An 18,942-nucleotide genomic window follows, 5' to 3' on the forward strand; every position below is an offset into this window, starting at 1 on the left:
GGGGTGAACACTGTCACTGGCGCCGAGGCCGCAGTCCACTTGCTGCAGCAGCATGGAGTCAAACATATTTTCGGTTTGTGCGGCGATACGAGCCTGCCATTCTACGATGCACTTGCCCGGCTCGATCACGGCATCGATCATGTCCTCACTCGCGACGAACGCAGCGCCGCTTATATGGCGGATGCTTATGCACGCGTCACCGGACGGGTCGGCGTGTGCGAAGGGCCGAGCGGCGGCGGTGCCACTTACCTCCTGCCCGGCGTGGTCGAGGCGAACGAATCGTCGGTGGCGCTGCTGTCGATCACGTCGGACGTGCCGGTCACCGCGCGCGGGCGTTATCCGCTGACCGCTCTCGACCAGAAGGCTTTGTTCGCGCCGCTGACGAAGTGGAATACGGTGGTCGACCACGTCTCGCAAATCCCACACGTCTTCCGCACCGCATTCCGCGCGGCGACCACCGGCCGCCCCGGCGCGACGCATATCGGCCTGCCGTACGATGTGCAAAAGCAGACGCTCGATGCCGACGATGTTTGGGCAAATCCGGCGCACGCTACCTTCCCGGCGTTCCGGACGGCGCCAGATCCGGAGCTCGTTTTTTCCTGTACCGACGCGATCCTCGGGGCCAAGCGTCCGGCCTTCGTGTGCGGCGGTGGCGTCATCACATCAGGCGCAAGCGAGGAGCTGATCGCGCTGGCCGAATTGCTCGATGCGCCGGTCGCGTCGACGGTGAGCGGGCACGGCGTCATCCCGGACGACCATCCGCTTGCGGTTGGCGTGGTCGGCGCTAACGGCGGAACCAATGAGACGCGCGATGCCATCATGGCTGCGGATCTCGTGATTTTCCTCGGCTGCCGCGCTGGGTCGACGACGACCGAACACGGGACGATGCCGGCGCGAGGTATCCCGATCGTGCATATCGACATCGATCCGATGGTCGTGGGCGCGAATTATCGGATCGAAGCAGGGATGGTCGGCGATGCGCGATTGTGCCTGGCGGCGCTCGGCCGCGAGATCGCGCTTCGGCTCGGCAGCACGCCACGCAAAACAGACAGCGCCGGTCGACTGGCGCTGTTACGGAATGCCAAACGGGCGCGCTTCACCGCGCTCGCCGCGTCTGTGGAAACGCCGATCCGACCCGAGCGGGTGCTCGCCTCGATCCAAGCGGCGTTGCCGCGAGACGGAATCATCGTTGCCGATCCCGGGACGCCCTGCCCGTATTTTTCGGGTTTCTTCGATTTCAACACCACGGGGCGGCGCTTTATCACGAATCGCGCGCACGGTGCGCTCGGATTTTCGCTACCCGCGTCGGTCGGTGCCGCCTATGGAGCGCCGGCCTCTAAGATCGTCGCGGTGATGGGCGACGGCAGTTTCGGATTTGCGGTCGGCGAGCTCGAGACGGTCGTGCGCAAGCGCCTGCCGATCACTTTTATCGTTTTTTCAAACGCATCCTATGGCTGGATCAAGGCAAGCCAGCGCGCCGGGTACGACGCGCGCTATTTCTCGGTCGACTTCACGCGCTCGGATCATGCGCGGATCGCCGAAGCTTTTGGCCTCAAGGCCTGGACGGTGCGCGATCCGGCCGAGATGGACGCGGTGGTGCGCGCTGCGTTCGCCCATGATGGTCCGACCTTGATCGACGTCATCGCGCAACCGCTCGAAGAGTCGGCGGTCCCGGTCAGTCGGTGGATGGGGTGATGCGCGACGTTGCCGGCGCTTACGAAGTCTTCGGCCCCGGGACCTTGGCAGACGTCGTGATCTGAGCGCCAGTCGGCTCGCCGAACTGGTGCGCCTGGCGCAGTGCGGGAAACAGGCGCGCCCAGAACAAGGCGATCGCAATCGATCCGATGCCCCCGGCGACCACTGCAGCGACCGGGCCGACCGCCGCGGAAAGAAAGCCCGACTCGGCCTCGCCAAGCTCGTTCGAGGCGGAGATGAACAACCCCGATACGGCGCCCACCCGCCCGCGCATGTGATCGGGCGTTGACATCTGGATCAGCGACTGGCGCACGAACACCGAAAACATGTCGGCAGCGCCAAGCAGGACGAGGCAGGCCAATGAAAGCGGGACCCAGCGCGACAGGCCGAAGGCAGTGGTGGCGATCCCGAACACGACCACGGCGCCCAGCATCTTGATCCCCACCCGGTTGCGCAGGGGACGGACCGAGAACCACAAAGCGGTCGCCATCGCGCCGACCGCAGGTGCCGCGCGCAAATGGCCCAGGCACGCCGGGCCGATGTGCAGAATGTCATGCGCATAAACCGGCAGCATTGCCGTCGCGCCGCCAAGCAGCACCGCGAACAGGTCGAGGCTGATCGCGCCGAGCACCAGGCTGTTGTTGCGGACGTAATGCAACCCCTCGACCATCCGCCGCCACGGCGTCTGCAGACCGGGGACGACGCCACGGGGAATGGATTGCAGCAAGCCCATCGCGATCACCGAGCTCGCGAGAAGCACTACGTTGACAGCGTGCGGGAGGGCGGGCTTCCACGCGTAGAGAAAGCCCGCCAGCGCCGGCCCGAGAATTCCGCCGACCCGGCCGGCGATCGCATTGGTCGCGATCGCGCGCGGCAGCACCGCGACGGGTACGAGATTGGGGGCGATCGCATTGGTCGCCGGGTTGGAAAAGGCCCGCGCGATGCCGAGCGCGACCGCCACCCCGAACAACGCCGGCGACGGCACGACCGGGCGCAGGCTCAACACCGCGAGCACCGCCGCCGCGACGAGCTGCAGGCCGCTCGCGCATTGCGCGATCCGACGGCGGTCGAGATGGTCGGCCGCCCAGCCGGCGACCATCGTCAGCGCGAACAGCGGCAAGAATTGCGCGAGCCCGACCAACCCGAGCCGCATCGACGACGCCTCGATCGAGAGTGAGCGCCGTGCGGTATCGTAGACCTGCCAGCCGATCACGACCACCATGCCGTTCTGCGCAAGCGTCGAGCAGAGCCGCGACGCCCAGAAAAGGCGAAACTGGCGATAGGCGAAAGGGTGAGGAGATGAAGACACGACAGACCTTCCGACAGTTCGCGCGTGCTTCGGTCATCTTGCGCTTGGACGCCATCGTGGATCCGACGATCGTGTCGCCAGCTTATCGCTTGGTGTGTAGAATGCATCACCGCAGCGCACCGCGCGCCGTTATGGTCCGGTCCGTATGATCTGTCCGAGGTGCAGTTGAAGACTTACGTACCCTCGCGGGATGTGTCAGCCGGCACGCAAGTTTCGGCAGCGCATAGGAATATTATGATCCCGCAAGTCGCACCTTGCGCGGCAGCGCCCCAGGAACGGCCGGACGACACGCGTCGGCGCTGGTTTATCCTGATCTTGATCGCGCTCGGGGTGATGATCTCCTTCATCGACCGCACGAGCCTGTCCGCGGCGCTGGCGGCGCCGGAGTTCAAACGCCAGTTCGCGCTGTCAGACCTCGATCGCGGCTGGGTCAACTCCGCTTTCTTCTGGTCCTATGCGGTGCTGCAGGTGCCACTCGGCTGGGTGGTGGATCGTTATGGCGTCAAATGGCCCTATGCGATCTGCTTCGCATTGTGGTGCGCCGCGACGATCGGCATCGCCTTCGTCGGAAGCTTCGCCGGGTTGATCGCCATGCGGCTGGTCGTCGGCGCGGCCGAGGCGATCGTGGTGCCCGCGAGCTGGCGCTGGATGCGCACCCATTTCAAGGAACGCCAGAGCGGTACTGCGGTCGGCATCTTCATGTTCGGCACTAAGATCGGTCCTGCCCTCGGCGCTCCACTCGCGGCTTGGCTGATCGTCGTCGCCGACTGGCGCGCGATGTTCCTCGTGCTCGGCGCGGCGGGGCTGATCTGGCTGGTGCCGTGGGTTCTGTGTGTTCGAAACGACTTCCGGCGCGATGCGCGCCCGGCGCGGGTCGGCGCGCCGGCGCTCTCCGCCCGTCGCCTCCTGGCCAGCCCCTTGATCTGGGGCACGTTGGTGGTGAACTTTTGCTACAATTACTTCGCCTTCTACTGCATGACCTGGATGCCGGCCTATCTCGTCGAGCAGCGCCACCTCAGCCTTGAGCGGATGGGGTTGTATGCGTTTTTCAGCTTTGCCGGCATCGCCATGGTAGCGCTTGCCGCCGGCTGGGCGGCCGACCGGCTGATCGATCGCGGCCATGACGCGGTGCTGGTCCGGAAGGCGTTCACCATCGCGGGGTTTGCCATCGCATCGACCGTCGTACTGAGCGCTTATGCCACGTCGCTGAATGTGGCGTTGTTCTGGAACGTGGCGTCGCTGTCGGGGCTGGGACTGGCCACCGCCAATTATAACGCGCTGTGCCGGCTGACGTTGATCCCGGCTTCGACCGTCGGAATGGTCACGGGTTTTCAGCAGGTTGCGACGGCGATCGCCGGGATCGTCGCGCCGATCCTGACCGGGTGGCTGATCCATTTCGGCGGAAACTACACGCTCGCGATCGAAGTGATCTTCGTTTTCCTGGTGATCGGCGCACTCACCACCGCGTTCGTGCTGAAGCGCGCCTGGTCCCTCAGGGCAGAAGACGATCAACCGTAGCCGCCGGGACGCAATTTGGGGGCACATCATTCGCGCGATGCATCCGGCGACCTAAAAAAGCGCCGCCCTGTTGGGAACGGCGCGTACATTCATGGACGGATACGCTTATGACCATTGCCACACTCGATTGCGCCGCCACGGCGCGTCACGCCGCGCTTTCCGACTGGGTCAACAAGATCGCCGCACTGACGCGGCCCGATATGGTGGTGTGGTGCGATGGCTCCGATGCCGAGTGGACGCGGCTGACCGATCAGTTGGTCGATGCGGGAACGCTGGTGCGACTCGATCCCGCGAAGCGGCCCAACAGCTTCTACGCCCGCTCCGATCCGCGCGACGTGGCGCGGGTCGAGAGCCGCACCTTCATCTGCTCGGAGCGCGAGAGCGATGCCGGCCCGACTAACAATTGGCGCAATCCGGTCGCGACGCGCGCCGACATGGGCGCACTGTTCGCGGGCTGCATGGCGGGGCGCACGCTCTATGTCGTGCCGTACGTGATGGGCCCGCTCGGCTCGGACAAGAGCGCGATCGGGGTCGAGCTCACCGACAGCCCGTATGTCGTGCTGTCGATGCGCGTGATGACGCGGATGGGTACGCCCGCGCTCGACATGCTTGGCGCGGACGGCTTCTTCGTGCGCTGCGTCCATTCGGTCGGCATGCCGCTTGGCGCGGAGCAGGCCGATGTCGCCTGGCCGTGCGCCGACGAGAAGTGGATCGTGCACTATCCCGAGACGCGCGAGATCTGGTCATACGGCTCGGGCTATGGCGGCAATGCCTTGCTTGGCAAGAAGTGCTTCGCGCTGCGGATCGCCAGCGTGATGGCGCGCGACGAGGGTTGGCTTGCCGAGCATATGCTGATCCTCAAGCTGACCTCGCCAGAGCAGCAGGTGCATTACATCGCAGCGGCTTTCCCCAGCGCGTGCGGCAAGACCAATATGGCAATGCTCGAGCCGACCATCGCCGGGTGGAAGGCCGAAACGATCGGCGACGACATCGCCTGGATGCGCTTCGGCAAGGACGGGCGGCTCTATGCGGTCAATCCCGAAGCAGGCTTCTTCGGCGTCGCGCCGGGGACCGGCCCAACGACCAACCACAATGCGATCGCCACGCTCGCCGCCAACGCCATCTACACCAACACCGCGCTGACCGCCGATGGCGACGTGTGGTGGGAGGGGCTGAGCGACACGGCACCCGCAGGCTTGAAAGACTGGCAGGACGAACCGTGGTCGCCGGACAGCGGCAAGCCGGCCGCGCACCCCAATGCGCGCTTCACCGTTCCCGCCGCACAATGTCCGTCGATCGCGGCGGAGTGGGACGATCCCGCCGGCGTGCCGATCAGCGCGATCCTGTTCGGCGGCCGCCGCGCCAACGCAGTGCCGCTCGTCACCGAAGCGTTCGACTGGAACCACGGCGTCTACCTCGCCGCCAACATCGCGTCCGAAGGTACCGCGGCGGCGGAGAATGCGGTCGGCGCGCTGCGCCGCGACCCGTTCGCGATGCTGCCCTTCTGCGGCTACCACATGGCCGATTATTTCGAGCATTGGCTGCGTCTCGGCCGTACCGCCGAATCCGATGGCAAGCAACTGCCGCGGATCTTCCTGGTCAACTGGTTCCGCAAGAACGATGCGGGCAAATTCCTGTGGCCCGGCTTCGGTGACAATGCACGGGTCCTCAAATGGATCGTCGAGCGCTGCGAAGGGGAAGGCGCCGCGGTGGAGACCCCGATCGGCCGACTGCCGGCTGCCGATGCGATCGACGTATCGGGCCTGACGCTCCGCGAGGGCGCGATGGCGGCGCTGCTGTCGGTCGAACCCGAAGCGTGGATCGCCGAGGCGAAGGCCAGCGCTGCCGATCTCGCTGCGCTCGGCGATCGCGTCCCGTCCGCATTGTGGCGCGAACAAGCACTGCTCGAGGCTCGGTTGGGCATGTCGGCCGCCAATGGCTTGGCGTCTCGATCGTAGTCGGCCGCACGAGTATCCGGCACGATCGTTGCCCTGGCATGCCACCTGATTAACTATCTACCTGCCGGACTGGTCGCGAGCACCGTGGTCGCACAGTTGCATCCGCCGCGGCGGATCGTCGACGTTTTGCTGATCGGCGTCGATCTCGGCCCGAGTCTGTCGATTTCTGCACAGCCTCGAGAGCATCCGCTGCCGGGGCTTTTCTGCGCTTCGCGTCATGACCAATGAGCAGCATGGCCGCGAGGTCGTCCTTCAGCTCGACCCGCAGCTGGCCGTCGATTGGGGTGAGCATTACAACCTCGATAAGGCCGCGAATGATCTCCTGCGCTTCCGCTTGCGACGCGGGGATCTCGAACGCCGTTGTTAGCGCCTTGACCTTCGCGCGGTAAATCTGCGCCAGACGCGGGTGAAGCAGGGAAGGGTCTGCCCCGCGCTGCTGCTTACTGCCAGCTGCTGCTCGATCACCGTCCTGCGGCGTCCCATCTGGTTCAGCTCGGCCGCGAACAGCGTCGCGTCCACGCCGTTCACGATGGCTTTGGTCAGGCGCTGGATATGCGCGCGCACGCCTTTCAGCTCGGTCTCGCGCTCGGTGCGGCCGCTGTCGCGCTGGCGGGCGATCTGGTTGGCTTCGCTTACATACTCGGCGATGAAGGCTTCGACGACTTTGGGTTGCATGAGGTCGGACTGCAGCGCAGTCAGCACCTGGGTGGCTAGTTCGCCCACGTGGACGGTCAGCCGATTGGAGCAGGCGCTCGGCCCTAGCTTGGTCGCAGCGTGGCAGGCTGCGCGGTGCTTGCCCTTCTTGCTGTACCCGGCGCCGCTTCCCCGCACTTGAGCTTGCCGGTCAGCAGGTACTTGGGGCGCTGCTTGCTCCAGAACGGTGCCAGAGCGACGTTGCCGGTCGTGCGTGGTCCATGCGCGACCAGAGCCTGCCTCGCTTTCACCCGCTCCCACGACGCATCGCTGATGATGCGCAAATGTGGTACCTCGACCGTCTGCCGCTGGTCCTCGGCATTGCGGAACGCGTGTCGTGCGCCGCTCTCCGGGTCCTTGCGGTAGCTGTGCCGAAGGTGCTCCGGACGGCCGATGTAGAGCGGGTTGTTCAGAATGCCGGTGCCCCGGCTCTTGTTGCCATTGATGGTCGACGCACTCCAGCGGCCGCCTCGTGGGCGCGAATCCCGTTTGCGTTGAGCTCCATGGCGATGTCCCGGCCAGAGCGACCGGCAGCGTATTGCTCGTGGATGTGAATTACCGTCTCGGCCTCGGCGTATACGATCTTGCGGTGTCCGGGGATGCGGTCGCCGCGCGCGTCGGCAACGAAGTCGAGCGCATAGCCGTAGCACAAACCGCCCGAGTTCTGGCCGTCCCGGAACCGCTTGGCGAGCGCGTCGCGCCTCTACGCGCAATGGCCGCAAGCTGCTCGGCGTTCATCGTGCCCTTGAGGCCGACGTGGACCCGCCCGATTTCACCCTCGGCGATGGTATGGAGCCTAACACCCAGGAACAGCAGCCGCTCGTAGATCATCGGTATCTGCGACGGCTGCGCGACAGCCGGTCGTGTTCATCCGGCCAGCACCAGGTCCACCTCACTGCGGTCCACAGATGCCAGTAGTGCCTTCATGCCCGGGCGCTTGGCGATGACCGCGCCGCTGATGGCTTCATCGGCATGGGCGCTAACCTCGGTCCAGCCCTGCTTTCTGATGTAGGCACGGGCATTCTCGTTCTGGACCGCAATCAAGATGCGCTCCTGCTTGTCCGTCGAATAGCGCGCGTAGATCGCAACCCTCATTGTGATGACTGCAGGTCGGAAGGTATGGAGCCAGCATGAATCCGCGCGAGGTCGCGCGCAAGCAGACGGGCGATGGCAAGCGCCGCTTCGCGACAGTGGTTGCAGGAATCCCGGTCGGGGTTGTGTCGGGTGCAGGCAAAGGATGAATGATCTTTTATCCGCCAGCAGAATTAGAATGTCGGTCGCCTAAGCGCGGTAGGTGGACGACACTACTGGGCGACGGCTTCCGGACCGCTCACTATTTCAAGAATGGCCGGTTCGTGCAGGAGCGGTCATTCCCTCGGGAGTCAGGAACGACTTGAGTTGGTCGACAGCGGGCGCTCAAACTGATCCGCAGGAGAGACCGCTACCTCGCTGTGTCGAGAACCCGCCAAGCGGAAGCTAACCGGATTGGGTCATCAATCGCACTCGGCTTTCAATCGAACCTCCAGATCGGGATGCCCATCTTCCGAGCCTTGTCTGCAAGATTGGCACTGATCCCGGTTCCTGGGAATGCCAGCAAACCGATCGGCAGGGCTTCAAGCATCGTGTCGTTGCGCTTGAACGGAGCTGCTTTGGCATGACGTGCCCAGTCGGGCTTGAATGCGATCTGGGTCACCTTGCGATTATCGGCCCAACAGGCGGCGATCCGTTCCACGCCGCTGGGCGTACCGCCATGCAGCAAGACCATGTCCGGATGCTTGGCGTGGACCCGATCGAGCGCGTCCCAGATCGTGCGGTGATCCAGATAATCGGCCCCACCGGTAATCGCGATTCTCGTGCCGGTGGGGAGAAGCACTTCGCGATTGGCGCGCTTGCGCGCGTTGATGAAGTCGCGGCTGTCGATCATGCTACTGATAAGCGCCTTGCGATTGACCATTGAACCGCTGTGCGGCGTCCAGGCATGTTTAGTGTGCAGCCGGAATTGGTCGGCGCAGGCCTCGCGGAAGAATTCCATGGCGTCGCGGCGTTCGATCAGGGTTGTGCCCTCGCGTAGCAACCGTTCGAGTTCGACCGATTTGACCTCGGAGCCATCCTGCTCGCGCTGCGATCGCTGCTGCGCCACTTCATTGTCGTCCAATTCGCGTTCGATCCGTTCGGCCGCGCGGTGAAAGATGTTGCCGATGCCCCAGAGCAAGGGTTCGAGATCGGGTTCGAGCCGGGTGTCCTGAAGGGTCGAGACCATGGCATCGAACATGTCGGCGATTGCCCCGCTGGCAATTCTCGCTTCCGGGAGCGGTCGGGGATCGGGTTCGTCGTCGAATGGACGATAGCCAAACAAGGCCAGCTCTTCGAGCATATGGGCGGTAGTCGAGCTTTCCGGTTCTTGGTCTGTGGTTGGGTCGATGGTCATGATGATCTCCTCGTCGGAGCCGCGCGCCTCGCGGCCTTCCTGGGCGATCATCCGGGCGGCAGGGAGATGGCGGCCGCACCCATGGGTTCTCGTGATTCAATGTCGAAGTATCGCATTGGGCCGAAGCGAAGCGGAGGACGGCCGGAGGCGGCTATTTTGGCTCGCGATGCAAAGCTTGGGGATCGGCACGATCCTCAAGCGGCGGAAAATAGCCGCCTCCGGCCGTTGCGGGCGCTGTCTCCCTGCCGCCAGAGCGCCCCTCTCGAAGGCCGGCGCGCGGCTCTCCGAGCCAGCATGCTCGTGTCAGGTGCGGATCTGGTAACGCTCGATGTCCTCCAATCTCAGTTGGGGTGCGAGTTCGGACAGGAGCCGATCGCGCCCGAGCGCCATCAGACCGTCGTTGAGGTCATTGCCGGTGGGGCTGACGACAGGAATCAGGTCGATGCCCCGCGTTCCGGCTCGATCGTCGAGTTGTGTCCAGGCAGCGTCGCCTGCTGCGTCATCGTCGCGCACGACGTAGAGGCGCTGGACAACCGTTGGCCATTCGAGTGCTGCGAGATGGGCAGCGGAAAGCGTCGCAATCGTCGGCATCGTGGGAAGCATCATGCGCCAAGACAGCATCGTCTCGAGTCCTTCACCGATCGCCATGACGGGGCCGGCATTGCCGAGGCGGACGCCGTGCCCGAGCAGGTCGCCCATTGCTCGACGCGGCGTGGCAATGTCGGCCTTGTCGCGTCGGGCAGGATCGAGCCAGGTGCGGTGGATGCCGGTGATTGTTCCCGCACCATCGGTGACGGCGGCGATCAGCGCCGGGAATGTGTTGGCGGTGCCAGGCGGATCGTCCTCCGATGGCCGGTACCAGCAACGCGGATGAAAGCGGAGCCAGCGCTCGGTCCGCAGACGATGGAGTTGCCGCGCCCCCAAATAGGATTCGGCAGGCGTGCTGGCGATCGAACGGCAGGCCGCAAAGAGACGTTGAGCGGCTTTGCGCGATCCGGCTGGCGCGCGGACCATGTCGCGGTCGTGATGGTCGGCGGCCTTGGGAAGTGCGAGATAGCGCCGGGCCTCGTCGAGCGTCGCGCTCAATTGATCGTGGCCGAGATTAAGGGCGATCAGGTCGAGCAGATCGCCATGCTCGCCGGTCGCAGCATCGGTCCATTTGCCGGCCGCGCCCTTGCCGTGGTCGCCGCCTTTTAATCGGACATAGAGGCTGCGCCCCTTCGAACCCTGGACATCACCGGCGAGCCAGTAATGGCCTTCGCGGTGCCCGGCGGGGAGATAGGTGCGGCAGACCCGCTCGGCGTCACGCGCGAGTTGGCGGGCAATATCGCCGACGGTGTCGGGCATGATGGCCTCCGTGACAAAGAAGGGGGCTCGCCTCGTCGGCGAACCCCCAGGGGCTGAGGCGGACGCTATTCGGCGGCGATCGCCAGCGGTTCCTCCTCCAAGTCCGAAGGATCATGAATGCCGGCGTCGCTGTCGATGGCCGGTACGCCGCCGATGCTATCCGGGGCTTTGTCATCGGGCTCAACGGCTGCTGGCGTGCGCAGCGGCTCCGCCAGCCAGCCGCTGCCCTCAAGCAGGCGTTCGGCCTCCTTCGCCATGTCGCCCTTCTTCATCGTGGCGATTCGGTTGGCGACCTCGCTGCCCTTGGCCTCGCCGACCGCTGCCATGATCCGGGCCTTGGTGACACGGCCCAGATAGTTGTCGACGCCTGCGCTCCACCCGGCGGCAACCATGTCGAGGTCGGCAGCGCGCGCGATGATATGGCTGTGCGCGATCCGGCGCTCGATTTTATGCGGCGAGACGCGGCCATCGTTGTAGCGATTGCCGGGTTCCCACACCGCATTGATGCCGAACGACGCGCAATGCGCGAACAGCGCCGCCTGGTCGTCGCCATCGAACGCGATGAGCGCATCCCAGAGCTGCTCGGCGTCATCGGGAAGGCGCTCTTTCCAAGCATCGTGCCGCCGCTCGATCGCCTGTGCCGAGATGCTGTCATTGAGGCCGGGAGCATGAACCGACAGGCTGCCGCCCCGGATCGACACCTCCATGCAGCTCTCGACCTGCGTGTAGCGATAGAGGGTCTCGAGCACGAAGGCATGCAGAACGGCCGCGAACGCCACCGTCGGATGGGCCGCGACGGCATCGCGGAGCGCCAGCGTGCGGTGGGTGGTGAGTTCAGTCACCAGTCGGTCCGGGAGCGGTTTGAGCAAGTCCTCCTGCTCGTCCTCCTCCTCGAGCATGGATGCCGCCGCACCGCCGATGCTGATGACGGTACGCTGCGGTCGGTCGTCGTCGAGTTCAACGGGAAGGTCGTCACCGTCCGTCGCGCTGGCCTCCTCGCCGTTGCCCGTCGCATCGGCCGGTTCGTCTTCCGGTCGGACGAAGCCGCGCTCGATGTAGGGCGAGCCATCGCCATCGATGCTGATGAACACGCCGGCCCGGGCGACCTCGGACGGATCGTAGATCAGCGGGCGCGACACGAGCCCGGCGATCTCCTCGTCGATGGCCGTGACGCGAGCTTCGATCTCCTCGGGCACGTCGCCGCCACCCGCCCATTCATCTTCGAGCGCGTCGGCCTCGGCACGAAGCGAAGCGAGCTTCGCCTCGTCATCCTCCGTCAGGTCGGGCTGGACCCCCTGCAACTCGCGCAGGTCGTGGTCGTAGCCGTAGGAGAAGTCGACTGCGACCGCGATCCACTTCCAGCCCTCTTCGCCGATGCGGGCGGCCTCGGTCTGGAGCTTCTCGGCCACCAGCCGATCGAGCAGGGCGACATCCTGCAGCCAGCCGCCATCGTCGGTCTCGAACAGGTCGCGCAGCACATAGCCGCCGGCGGCGACATAGGCGTCAAGGCCGAGGAAGCTGACGCGCTTGTCCGAGGCGCGCACCGAATCTTCGGTGAGCTTCGACCGAATGAAGTAGGGCTGCTTGTTGTAGCTCGTCTGAAGCAGATCCCAGACCTGTTCCTGCCGTGCGTGGTCCTCCGACACCGAGAACGCCATGAGTTGTTCGAGGCTCATGCCGTCCTCGGCATAGACCTCGTGCAGCCTGGGCGAGACAGAGGCGAGCTTCAGCCGCTGCTTCACCACCGCGGGCGTCACCATGAAGGTGGCGGCCACCGTCTCGATGTCGGTGCCGCCCTGGACGAGCTGCTGCATCGCGCGGAACTGGTCGAGCGGATGCAGGGCCTCGCGGTGGGTGTTTTCAGCGAGCGAGTCTTCCTCGGCGCTGATCTCGGCATCGTCGCGCACGATGCACGGGACGGGCTGGGTTTTCACCATCCGCCTGCCCCTTACGAGCTGCTGAAGGGCTCGAAAACGGCGGCCGCCGGCCGGGACTTCGAACAGCCCCGTCTCGTTGCCCTCGGCGTCACGCTGCGGGCGAACGCTGAGGCTCTGCAGCAGGCCGCGGCGCGCAATGTCCGCGGCGAGCGTGTCGATCGACACGCCAGCCTTTACGCGCCGCACGTTGGCCTGGCTCAGCACGAGCTGGCTGAACGGGATGTCGCGGGACACATTGAGCGCGATCTTCACATGCTTGGTCATGGGTCTTCTCCATGACGGGCGGCCGGAAGACTCTCTCTCGACCCTCAACCCGTCATGGAGCCGGCGCAGCCCTCTCCCTCTAAAAGGGGGAGGACCACGCCAACTCAGGCGGGACGGACGTGGATCAGCGCGCGGCCGCCATCAGCTTGGCCGCTTTGCCCTCAAGTTCGAGCCTGGCGTCCTGATGCGGCTTGTCCCGCGCCAGTGCGGTGATCCCCTGGACGAAGTCGAAAATCGAGGCCGGGGGCCGGCCTTCCTCATCGAGAACGGTCGCGATGATCTTCTCGGTCTCGGGCCGTGAGAAACCGCGCTGGCGCAGGAAGCCCGTACGATCTTCATCGGTGCGCGCCACGACGCGTTCGCGTGCCGCCTTGATGCCCGTGATGAACGGCATCGGCGAAGAGGTCGCGAAGGACTCCAGTGCAGGCGCCGCCTCGTGCGCGAAGCGGTTGGCGGCGAACTTGCTGTGCCGGATGCTGATTTCCTCGAACCCCTCGGCGCCCCAGATATTCCGGTTCATGCAGACGGCGCGAAGATAGAAGGAGGCCATGCCGAGCGTCTTCGATCCGACCTCGCTGTTCCAGCAGTAGAAGCCGCGAAAATACAGGTCAGGGTCGCCGTTTGGCAGGCGGCCAGCCTCTATCGGATGGGCGTCGTCGACTAGGAACAGGAAGACGTCACGGTCGGATGCATAGAGCGTCGTTGTGTCCTTCGTGATCTTGACGAAGGGATTGTGCGTCATCGTCGACCAGTCGAGGACGCCAGGCACCTTCCAGCGCGTGTCGCCGGTCCCGTTGCCCGCGATCTTCATCACCGCCGCAACCAGCTCGTGATCCCAGATCCGGCCATAGTCTGGACCCGTGACCGCGCGCAGCTCGACACGGCCATCTTCGGTTTCCAGGGTCTTCATAAGCTCTGCCCGGTGCGACAGCAGCCCATGCTGCATGTTGATGCCGGCGAGCGGTCCCGGCAGTTGGCGCAGATAGCCCGATGGCGCGCCGACCAGGCTGCAGAGCTGACCGAACGACCAGTGGGTTGGCGCGACCGGCTGGTCCCGACCCGGCAGAACCAGCGCGAGGTTCTCGACATCGTCGCGACTCGCCTCGACTCGGACCTCCCGCGTCTCCACGGTGCGTGCGGTCGCGTGCTCGGCCCGGCGCAGGACTGCGTCGTGGAGCGCCGACAGCGATAGATACCGCTCATCATCGGGACGCGAGAACCACTCGGACGAGACGCGGCCGATTCGTTCGCCCCGCGAGATGTCGACCTTGTACCCGCCGGGCTGGGCCGGGCGCGGCGCACCGGAGGCACGCGGATCGGAAAGGATAGTCGCCATGGGAAATCTCCATGACGGGCGCCGAGAGCCTCTCTCTCAACCTTAACCCGTCACGGCAATCGCCGCTCTCCTCTTCCTTTTGGGGCGTTGCGGGGCCTCCCGCAGAAGGGGGCCGGCGAGACGCGGCTCGCCGGCAGGGGAAGGCTTTCCCCTCTTCAACCCACAATTTTACGCCGAAAGCACTACGCCGGCATCTGATTACGCGGTTATTACGTTAGCCCAGAGCGGCTCCCGCGTAAGGCCTAGCTTGCGCCCCTTTCGGGGAAGTTTTTGTGCTAAATCAGGAGGATGCTGGTGCTGCCGGTGAGGATTGAACTCACGACCTCAGCCTTACCAAGGATGCGCTCTACCACTGAGCTACGGCAGCATGTCCGAAGCGCCTTACGGCGCGGGCGGAAGCGGCCTAAGAGCCGCTGGAGCGGACATTGTCAAGGAGCGTGTGGCGAAGTGGCGACGAAAGATGCGGAAAAAGCCGAGCGGCTGGCGGCGGCGCTGCGCGAGAACCTGAAGCGCCGCAAGGGCCGCGCCCGCGCGTTGGACGCGGTTGACACCGTCACCGCCCCCGACGCGCCTAAGCAATAGGCGCGCATTTCGCCGCCAGCCAGGCGCGCTCGTCCGCATCCAGATACGACCCGATCACGTCAACGACTCGCGCGTGATATGCGTCGAGCCAGGCGCGTTCGCGCGGGCTCAGCATCTCGGCGACGATCAGCGAGCGTTCGATCGGGCAGAAAGTCAGCGTCTCGAAGCCGAGCATCGTCACGCCGTGCGCAAAGGGGCGTTCCTCGACCAGCAGCAGATTTTCGATGCGGATGCCGTATTCCCCGGCTTTGTAATAGCCCGGCTCGTTCGACAGGATCATGCCGGCGCGCAGCGGCTCGGCCGCGCCACCGCCGGGATAGGTCGGCGGCGCGATGCGCTGCGGGCCTTCATGCACCGACAGATAGGCACCGACGCCGTGACCGGTGCCATGCGCATAATCGAGCCCGATCTGCCACAAAGGCGCGCGCGCGAACGAATCGAGTTGCCCGCCGGTGGTGCCGACCGGGAAGACCGCAGTGGCGAGCGCGATATGGCCCTGCAGCACGCGCGTGAAGCGGTCGCGCATCTCGTCGGTCGGCGTGCCGATCGGCAGCACGCGCGTCAGGTCGGTCGTGCCATCGGCATATTGGCCGCCCGAATCGACCAGATAGAGCTGGCCCAGTTCGAGCGGTGCGTTCGATTCGGGGGTCGAATGGTAATGCGGGCTCGCGCCATGCGCGCCGGTCGCCGAGATCGTATCGAAGGAGGTGTCGAGCAACACGCCTGTCGCCTCGCGGAACTCTTGCAGCCGGGCGACGCAGGAAAGCTCGGTCAGCCCGCCCTTGGGCGCTTCCGCCTCGACCCAGCGCAGGAAGCGGGCGACCGCCGCCCCGTCGCGTGCGGAGGCCGAGCGGTGGCCGCCAATCTCGACCGGGTTCTTGATCGCCTTGGCCAGCACCACCGGATCGCGCAGCGGCAGGACGGTGGCGCCGCCTGCGGTCAGCGAATCGAAAATGGCGGACACGGCGCGCTCGGGGTCGGCGGCGATGCGCTTGCCGGCAAAGGCCTGCAAAGCATCGGCAAAGGCGTCGCGCGGATGCAGGCGAATCGCATTGCCGAGATGCTGGCGCACCGCATCGGTCACTTTTTCGGGCGCGACGAACAGGTCGGCGGTGCCATCGGCATCGACGATCGCATAGGCCAGGGCGACGGGGGTGTGCGCCACGTCGCTGCCGCGCAGGTTGAGCGTCCAAGCGATCGAATCGAGCGCGGTCAGCACCACCGCATCGGCCTTGGTCTCTGTCAGCCAATCGGCGATCTGCGCGCGCTTGGCGGCCGAGCCGAGCCCGCTATGCGCCTCATCCTGTACCGTCAGCACGGCAGTCGAGGGGGCAGGGCGGTCGGCCCACACGGCATCGAGCGGGTTGCGCTCGACCGCGACCAGTTCGGCCCCGCGCGTGGCCAGCGCGGCGCGGGCATCGGCGACCCAGGCGCTGGTGTGCAGCCACGGATCATAGCCGATCCGCCCACCCGCCGGGGCATGCTCGCCCAGCCAGCGCGCGACATTGCTCGCAGGGACGGCGACATAGTGCCAGTCGTCCGCCGACACCTGTTCGCGCACTTGCAGCGTATAGCGGCCATCGGTTAAGATCGCGGCGCTTTCGGCCAGCACGACCGCGCTGCCGGCCGAGCCCTGGAAGCCGGTCAACCAGGCCAGACGCTGGGCATAAGCCCCGACATATTCGGACATATATTCATCGGTCAGCGGCACGACGAAGCCGTCTAGCTGGTCTTGCGCCAATTGGGCGCGAAGGGCGACGAGACGGGCGGGATAAGCGGACATGGGTGGCTTTCGGGAATGGAAGGTTAGGCTAAGGTTAGGCGAAATGCGCTACGTTTGTCAGGGCAAAAGTCCGCGGCGGCGGTTCCCGGGCAATGCCGACGGCACCATGTCTCCGGTCATCCGCGAAGAATGCCAGATGTCGGCGTAGTAGGACATAGGCGCAGGCCCGACGCTTGGCGCGCGCGTCGTCTATAATGATGTCGCACCGCCTCTTCGCTGGAAAGTCGTCCCTTCATGTCCATTGCCAAGCGCCTTCGCATCGGCTCGGCCTTGATTACGGTTGCCATGTTGCTGGCGATCGTGATCGCCGCTTACGGCATCAACCTCGTGCGGATCGGGGGGCCGATCGGCGAACAGATCCAGGCGCAATCCGATTATGTCGCCGACATTCTGCCGCCGCCCGAATATGTGCTCGAGCCGTTTCTGGAGGCGACCTTGCTCGCCAGCCATCCCGAGGAGGTCGACATGCGCGCGACGCGGCTGGCGGCGCTGCGCAAGGCCTATGATGAGCGCCACGCCTATTGGAACAGTTCGACGCTCGATCCGGCGTTGGTGACCGCCTTGACGCGCGATGCCGATGCGCCTGCCCAGCGCTTCTGGGCAGAGGTCGACCAGATGATCGCCGCCGCACGCGCGCACGACGCGGCGCAGCTCGCCCGCAGCTATGCCAGCGTGTCCGAAGCCTATGCCGCGCATCGCACGCGGATCGACACCGCCGTCACGCTGGCGGGCAAGCAACAGGCCGAGCTCAAGGCGCATTCGGAGACCACGCTGACGATCACCGCGATCGCCTTGCTGGCGCTGGCGGTGACGATCCTCGCGCTGGCGATCGGATCGCGTCTGTACCTGACGCACCGGGTGATGGCCCCGCTCGGGCAATTGGTCGAGGCGACCGATGCGCTGGCCGACGGCGCGGAGCGCAGCGTGCCGCACCTCGATCGCGTCGATGAGCTTGGCCATATGGCGCGCGCGGTCGACACCTTCCGCCGCGCCGCCGCCGAGCGTGCGGCGCAAGAGGCGCAGGCCAGTGCCGAGCAGAAGGAGGTCGCCGACGCGCTGGGCCAGGTGTTGCGGACGATGGCGGCGGGCGATTTGCGCGGCGGTGCGGCGCTGCGCTTCCCGGAGAGCTATGCTGCGGTCAATCGCGATCTCAACGATGCGGTCGATACCTTGCGGTCCATGGTGCAGGCGGTGGTGGAGACGACCACCGAGATTGGCGGGGCATCGGATTCGATCGCGCGCGCGACCGGCGATTTGGCGCAGCGCACCGAGAGCAGCGCCGCAGTCATCGAACAGACCTCCGCCGCAGTCGGGCGGATGGACGCGCGGTTGCGCAGCACGGTGCAGGCGGCGCACAAATCCTCCGACGGATCGCAAGCGACGCTGGCGGCGGCGGGCGAAGTGCGCGTGCGTGCCGATGGCGCGATGGAGGCGATGAACCGCGTTTCCAGCAGTGCCGCCGGCATCGACGATGTGATCGAGGGCCTCGACAAGATCGCCTTTCAGACGCGCGTTCTGGCGATGAATGCGGCGGTCGAGGCGGGGCGGGCCGGGGAGGCCGGGCGCGGCTTTGCCGTCGTGGCCGATCTGGTCTCGACGCTGGCGATGCGCGCCGAGGAGGAAGCCAAGCGCGCGCGCACCCAACTGAGCGCAACGCAGCAGGAAGTGGCGGTCGCGGTCGACGCGGTCGGGCTGGTGCATGGCGCGCTCGAAACGATCGTGGCGAGTTGCACCGATGCGGTCGCGCTGACCCAGGCGATCGCCAGCGACAATGCCGCGCAGGCCGAAGCAATCGGCGAAATCACCAGTGCCGTGACGCAACTCGACCGGATCGCGCAACAGAATGCCGGGATGGTGACCGAAACCTCCGCCACGGCGGCGACGCTGGCGCAGGATATCGCCACGCTGGCGGCGCGCGCGGCGGCGTTTCGGTATGACAGCCGTGATGGCGATGCCCCGGTTGCGATCGAGCCGGGGCGTGTGACGGAACCGGCTCCGCGTCGGGCACCGACCGGACGCACGGTCCGGCTGGCACCGTCGCGGACGCTCCAGCGCACCTGACCGCGACACCTCGACTTGACCTGCGGCAAGC

At 65.8% G+C, this 18,942-nt stretch carries 14 protein-coding genes and 1 tRNA gene; 5 read left to right on the forward strand and 10 right to left on the reverse strand.

Translation table 11 applies throughout. The features are described from left to right. Positions 1–3: 3 nt before the first annotated feature. Positions 4–1,695 carry a thiamine pyrophosphate-binding protein gene (locus EJC47_RS07915; protein WP_126846656.1) on the forward strand — a complete coding sequence of 564 codons (1,692 nt, stop codon included), beginning with the start codon at positions 4–6 and terminating at the stop codon, positions 1,693–1,695. Positions 1,696–1,714: 19 nt separating this feature from the next. On the opposite strand, the gene EJC47_RS07920 is transcribed toward EJC47_RS07915, so the two are convergent. Then, the gene (locus EJC47_RS07920) at positions 1,715–3,004 is read right to left on the reverse strand and encodes an MFS transporter (RefSeq protein ID WP_126846658.1); all 1,290 of its coding nucleotides are present in this window, start codon (positions 3,002–3,004) and stop codon (positions 1,715–1,717) included. Positions 3,005–3,238: 234 nt separating this feature from the next. On the opposite strand from EJC47_RS07920, the gene EJC47_RS07925 reads away from it, so the two are divergent. Both EJC47_RS07925 and EJC47_RS07930 read left to right on the forward strand, forming a co-directional pair. After that, entirely contained in the window at positions 3,239–4,522 is a 1,284-nt protein-coding gene (locus EJC47_RS07925) for an MFS transporter (protein ID WP_126846660.1), read from the forward strand. Between the two features lie 107 nt (positions 4,523–4,629). Further along, the gene (locus EJC47_RS07930; RefSeq protein ID WP_126846662.1) at positions 4,630–6,480 is read left to right on the forward strand and encodes a phosphoenolpyruvate carboxykinase (GTP); all 1,851 of its coding nucleotides are present in this window, start codon (positions 4,630–4,632) and stop codon (positions 6,478–6,480) included. Between the two features lie 363 nt (positions 6,481–6,843). Here the strand turns inward: EJC47_RS07930 and EJC47_RS07940 are convergent, their stop codons facing one another. From EJC47_RS07940 to EJC47_RS07975, 8 genes are all read right to left on the reverse strand, one after another. Further along, a complete protein-coding gene (locus EJC47_RS07940; RefSeq protein ID WP_126846664.1) occupies positions 6,844–7,182 on the reverse strand; it encodes a hypothetical protein in 339 nt (112 codons plus the stop codon). A gap of 56 nt (positions 7,183–7,238) precedes the next feature. Further along, positions 7,239–7,823, reverse strand: coding sequence for a recombinase family protein (locus EJC47_RS21570; RefSeq protein WP_185867603.1), 585 nt, complete (start codon positions 7,821–7,823; stop codon positions 7,239–7,241). Positions 7,824–8,040: 217 nt separating this feature from the next. After that, complete coding sequence (locus EJC47_RS07950; RefSeq protein ID WP_126846668.1) at positions 8,041–8,268, reverse strand: recombinase family protein; 228 nt, start codon at positions 8,266–8,268, stop codon at positions 8,041–8,043. 415 nt (positions 8,269–8,683) lie between these two features. Beyond that, complete coding sequence (locus EJC47_RS07955) at positions 8,684–9,601, reverse strand: DUF2493 domain-containing protein (RefSeq protein ID WP_126846848.1); 918 nt, start codon at positions 9,599–9,601, stop codon at positions 8,684–8,686. A gap of 303 nt (positions 9,602–9,904) precedes the next feature. After that, positions 9,905–10,948, reverse strand: a complete 1,044-nt coding sequence (locus EJC47_RS07960; protein WP_126846670.1) for a DUF7146 domain-containing protein — start codon at positions 10,946–10,948, stop codon at positions 9,905–9,907. 65 nt (positions 10,949–11,013) lie between these two features. Further along, positions 11,014–13,149, reverse strand: coding sequence for a ParB/RepB/Spo0J family partition protein (locus tag EJC47_RS07965; protein WP_260591515.1), 2,136 nt, complete (start codon positions 13,147–13,149; stop codon positions 11,014–11,016). A 124-nt stretch (positions 13,150–13,273) separates the two neighbouring features. Then, a complete protein-coding gene (locus tag EJC47_RS07970; RefSeq protein ID WP_126846672.1) occupies positions 13,274–14,485 on the reverse strand; it encodes a DUF932 domain-containing protein in 1,212 nt (403 codons plus the stop codon). A 292-nt stretch (positions 14,486–14,777) separates the two neighbouring features. Then, positions 14,778–14,852: transfer RNA gene (locus EJC47_RS07975), tRNA-Thr, on the reverse strand. An 80-nt stretch (positions 14,853–14,932) separates the two neighbouring features. Between EJC47_RS07975 and EJC47_RS21350 the strand changes: the two genes are divergently transcribed. Next, complete coding sequence (locus tag EJC47_RS21350) at positions 14,933–15,067, forward strand: hypothetical protein (RefSeq protein ID WP_260591516.1); 135 nt, start codon at positions 14,933–14,935, stop codon at positions 15,065–15,067. Here EJC47_RS21350 and EJC47_RS07980 read toward each other — a convergent pair. Then, entirely contained in the window at positions 15,057–16,850 is a 1,794-nt protein-coding gene (locus EJC47_RS07980) for an aminopeptidase P family protein (protein ID WP_126846674.1), read from the reverse strand. The genes EJC47_RS21350 and EJC47_RS07980 overlap by 11 nt on opposite strands. 234 nt (positions 16,851–17,084) lie before the next feature. On the opposite strand from EJC47_RS07980, the gene EJC47_RS07985 reads away from it, so the two are divergent. Further along, a complete protein-coding gene (locus EJC47_RS07985; RefSeq protein WP_126846676.1) occupies positions 17,085–18,911 on the forward strand; it encodes a methyl-accepting chemotaxis protein in 1,827 nt (608 codons plus the stop codon). The last annotated feature ends 31 nt before the right edge of the window (positions 18,912–18,942 follow it).

The sequence above is a fragment of the Sphingomonas sp. TF3 genome (genome assembly GCF_003985085.1).
In the GTDB taxonomy this organism is placed as follows: Bacteria; Pseudomonadota; Alphaproteobacteria; order Sphingomonadales; family Sphingomonadaceae; genus Sphingomonas.

Excerpts from the sequence above, each read along its gene's own strand:
- EJC47_RS07965 (WP_260591515.1), bottom strand. The coding sequence starts at position 13,149 with ATGACCAAGCATGTGAAGATCGCGCTCAATGTGTCCCGCGACATCCCG.
- EJC47_RS07950 (WP_126846668.1), bottom strand. The coding sequence starts at position 8,268 with ATGAGGGTTGCGATCTACGCGCGCTATTCGACGGACAAGCAGGAGCGC.
- EJC47_RS07955 (WP_126846848.1), bottom strand. The coding sequence starts at position 9,601 with ATGACCATCGACCCAACCACAGACCAAGAACCGGAAAGCTCGACTACC.
- EJC47_RS07970 (WP_126846672.1), bottom strand. The coding sequence starts at position 14,485 with ATGGCGACTATCCTTTCCGATCCGCGTGCCTCCGGTGCGCCGCGCCCG.
- EJC47_RS07960 (WP_126846670.1), bottom strand. The coding sequence starts at position 10,948 with ATGCCCGACACCGTCGGCGATATTGCCCGCCAACTCGCGCGTGACGCC.
- EJC47_RS07930 (WP_126846662.1), top strand. The coding sequence starts at position 4,630 with ATGACCATTGCCACACTCGATTGCGCCGCCACGGCGCGTCACGCCGCG.
- EJC47_RS07925 (WP_126846660.1), top strand. The coding sequence starts at position 3,239 with ATGATCCCGCAAGTCGCACCTTGCGCGGCAGCGCCCCAGGAACGGCCG.
- EJC47_RS07980 (WP_126846674.1), bottom strand. The coding sequence starts at position 16,850 with ATGTCCGCTTATCCCGCCCGTCTCGTCGCCCTTCGCGCCCAATTGGCG.
- EJC47_RS07985 (WP_126846676.1), top strand. The coding sequence starts at position 17,085 with ATGTCCATTGCCAAGCGCCTTCGCATCGGCTCGGCCTTGATTACGGTT.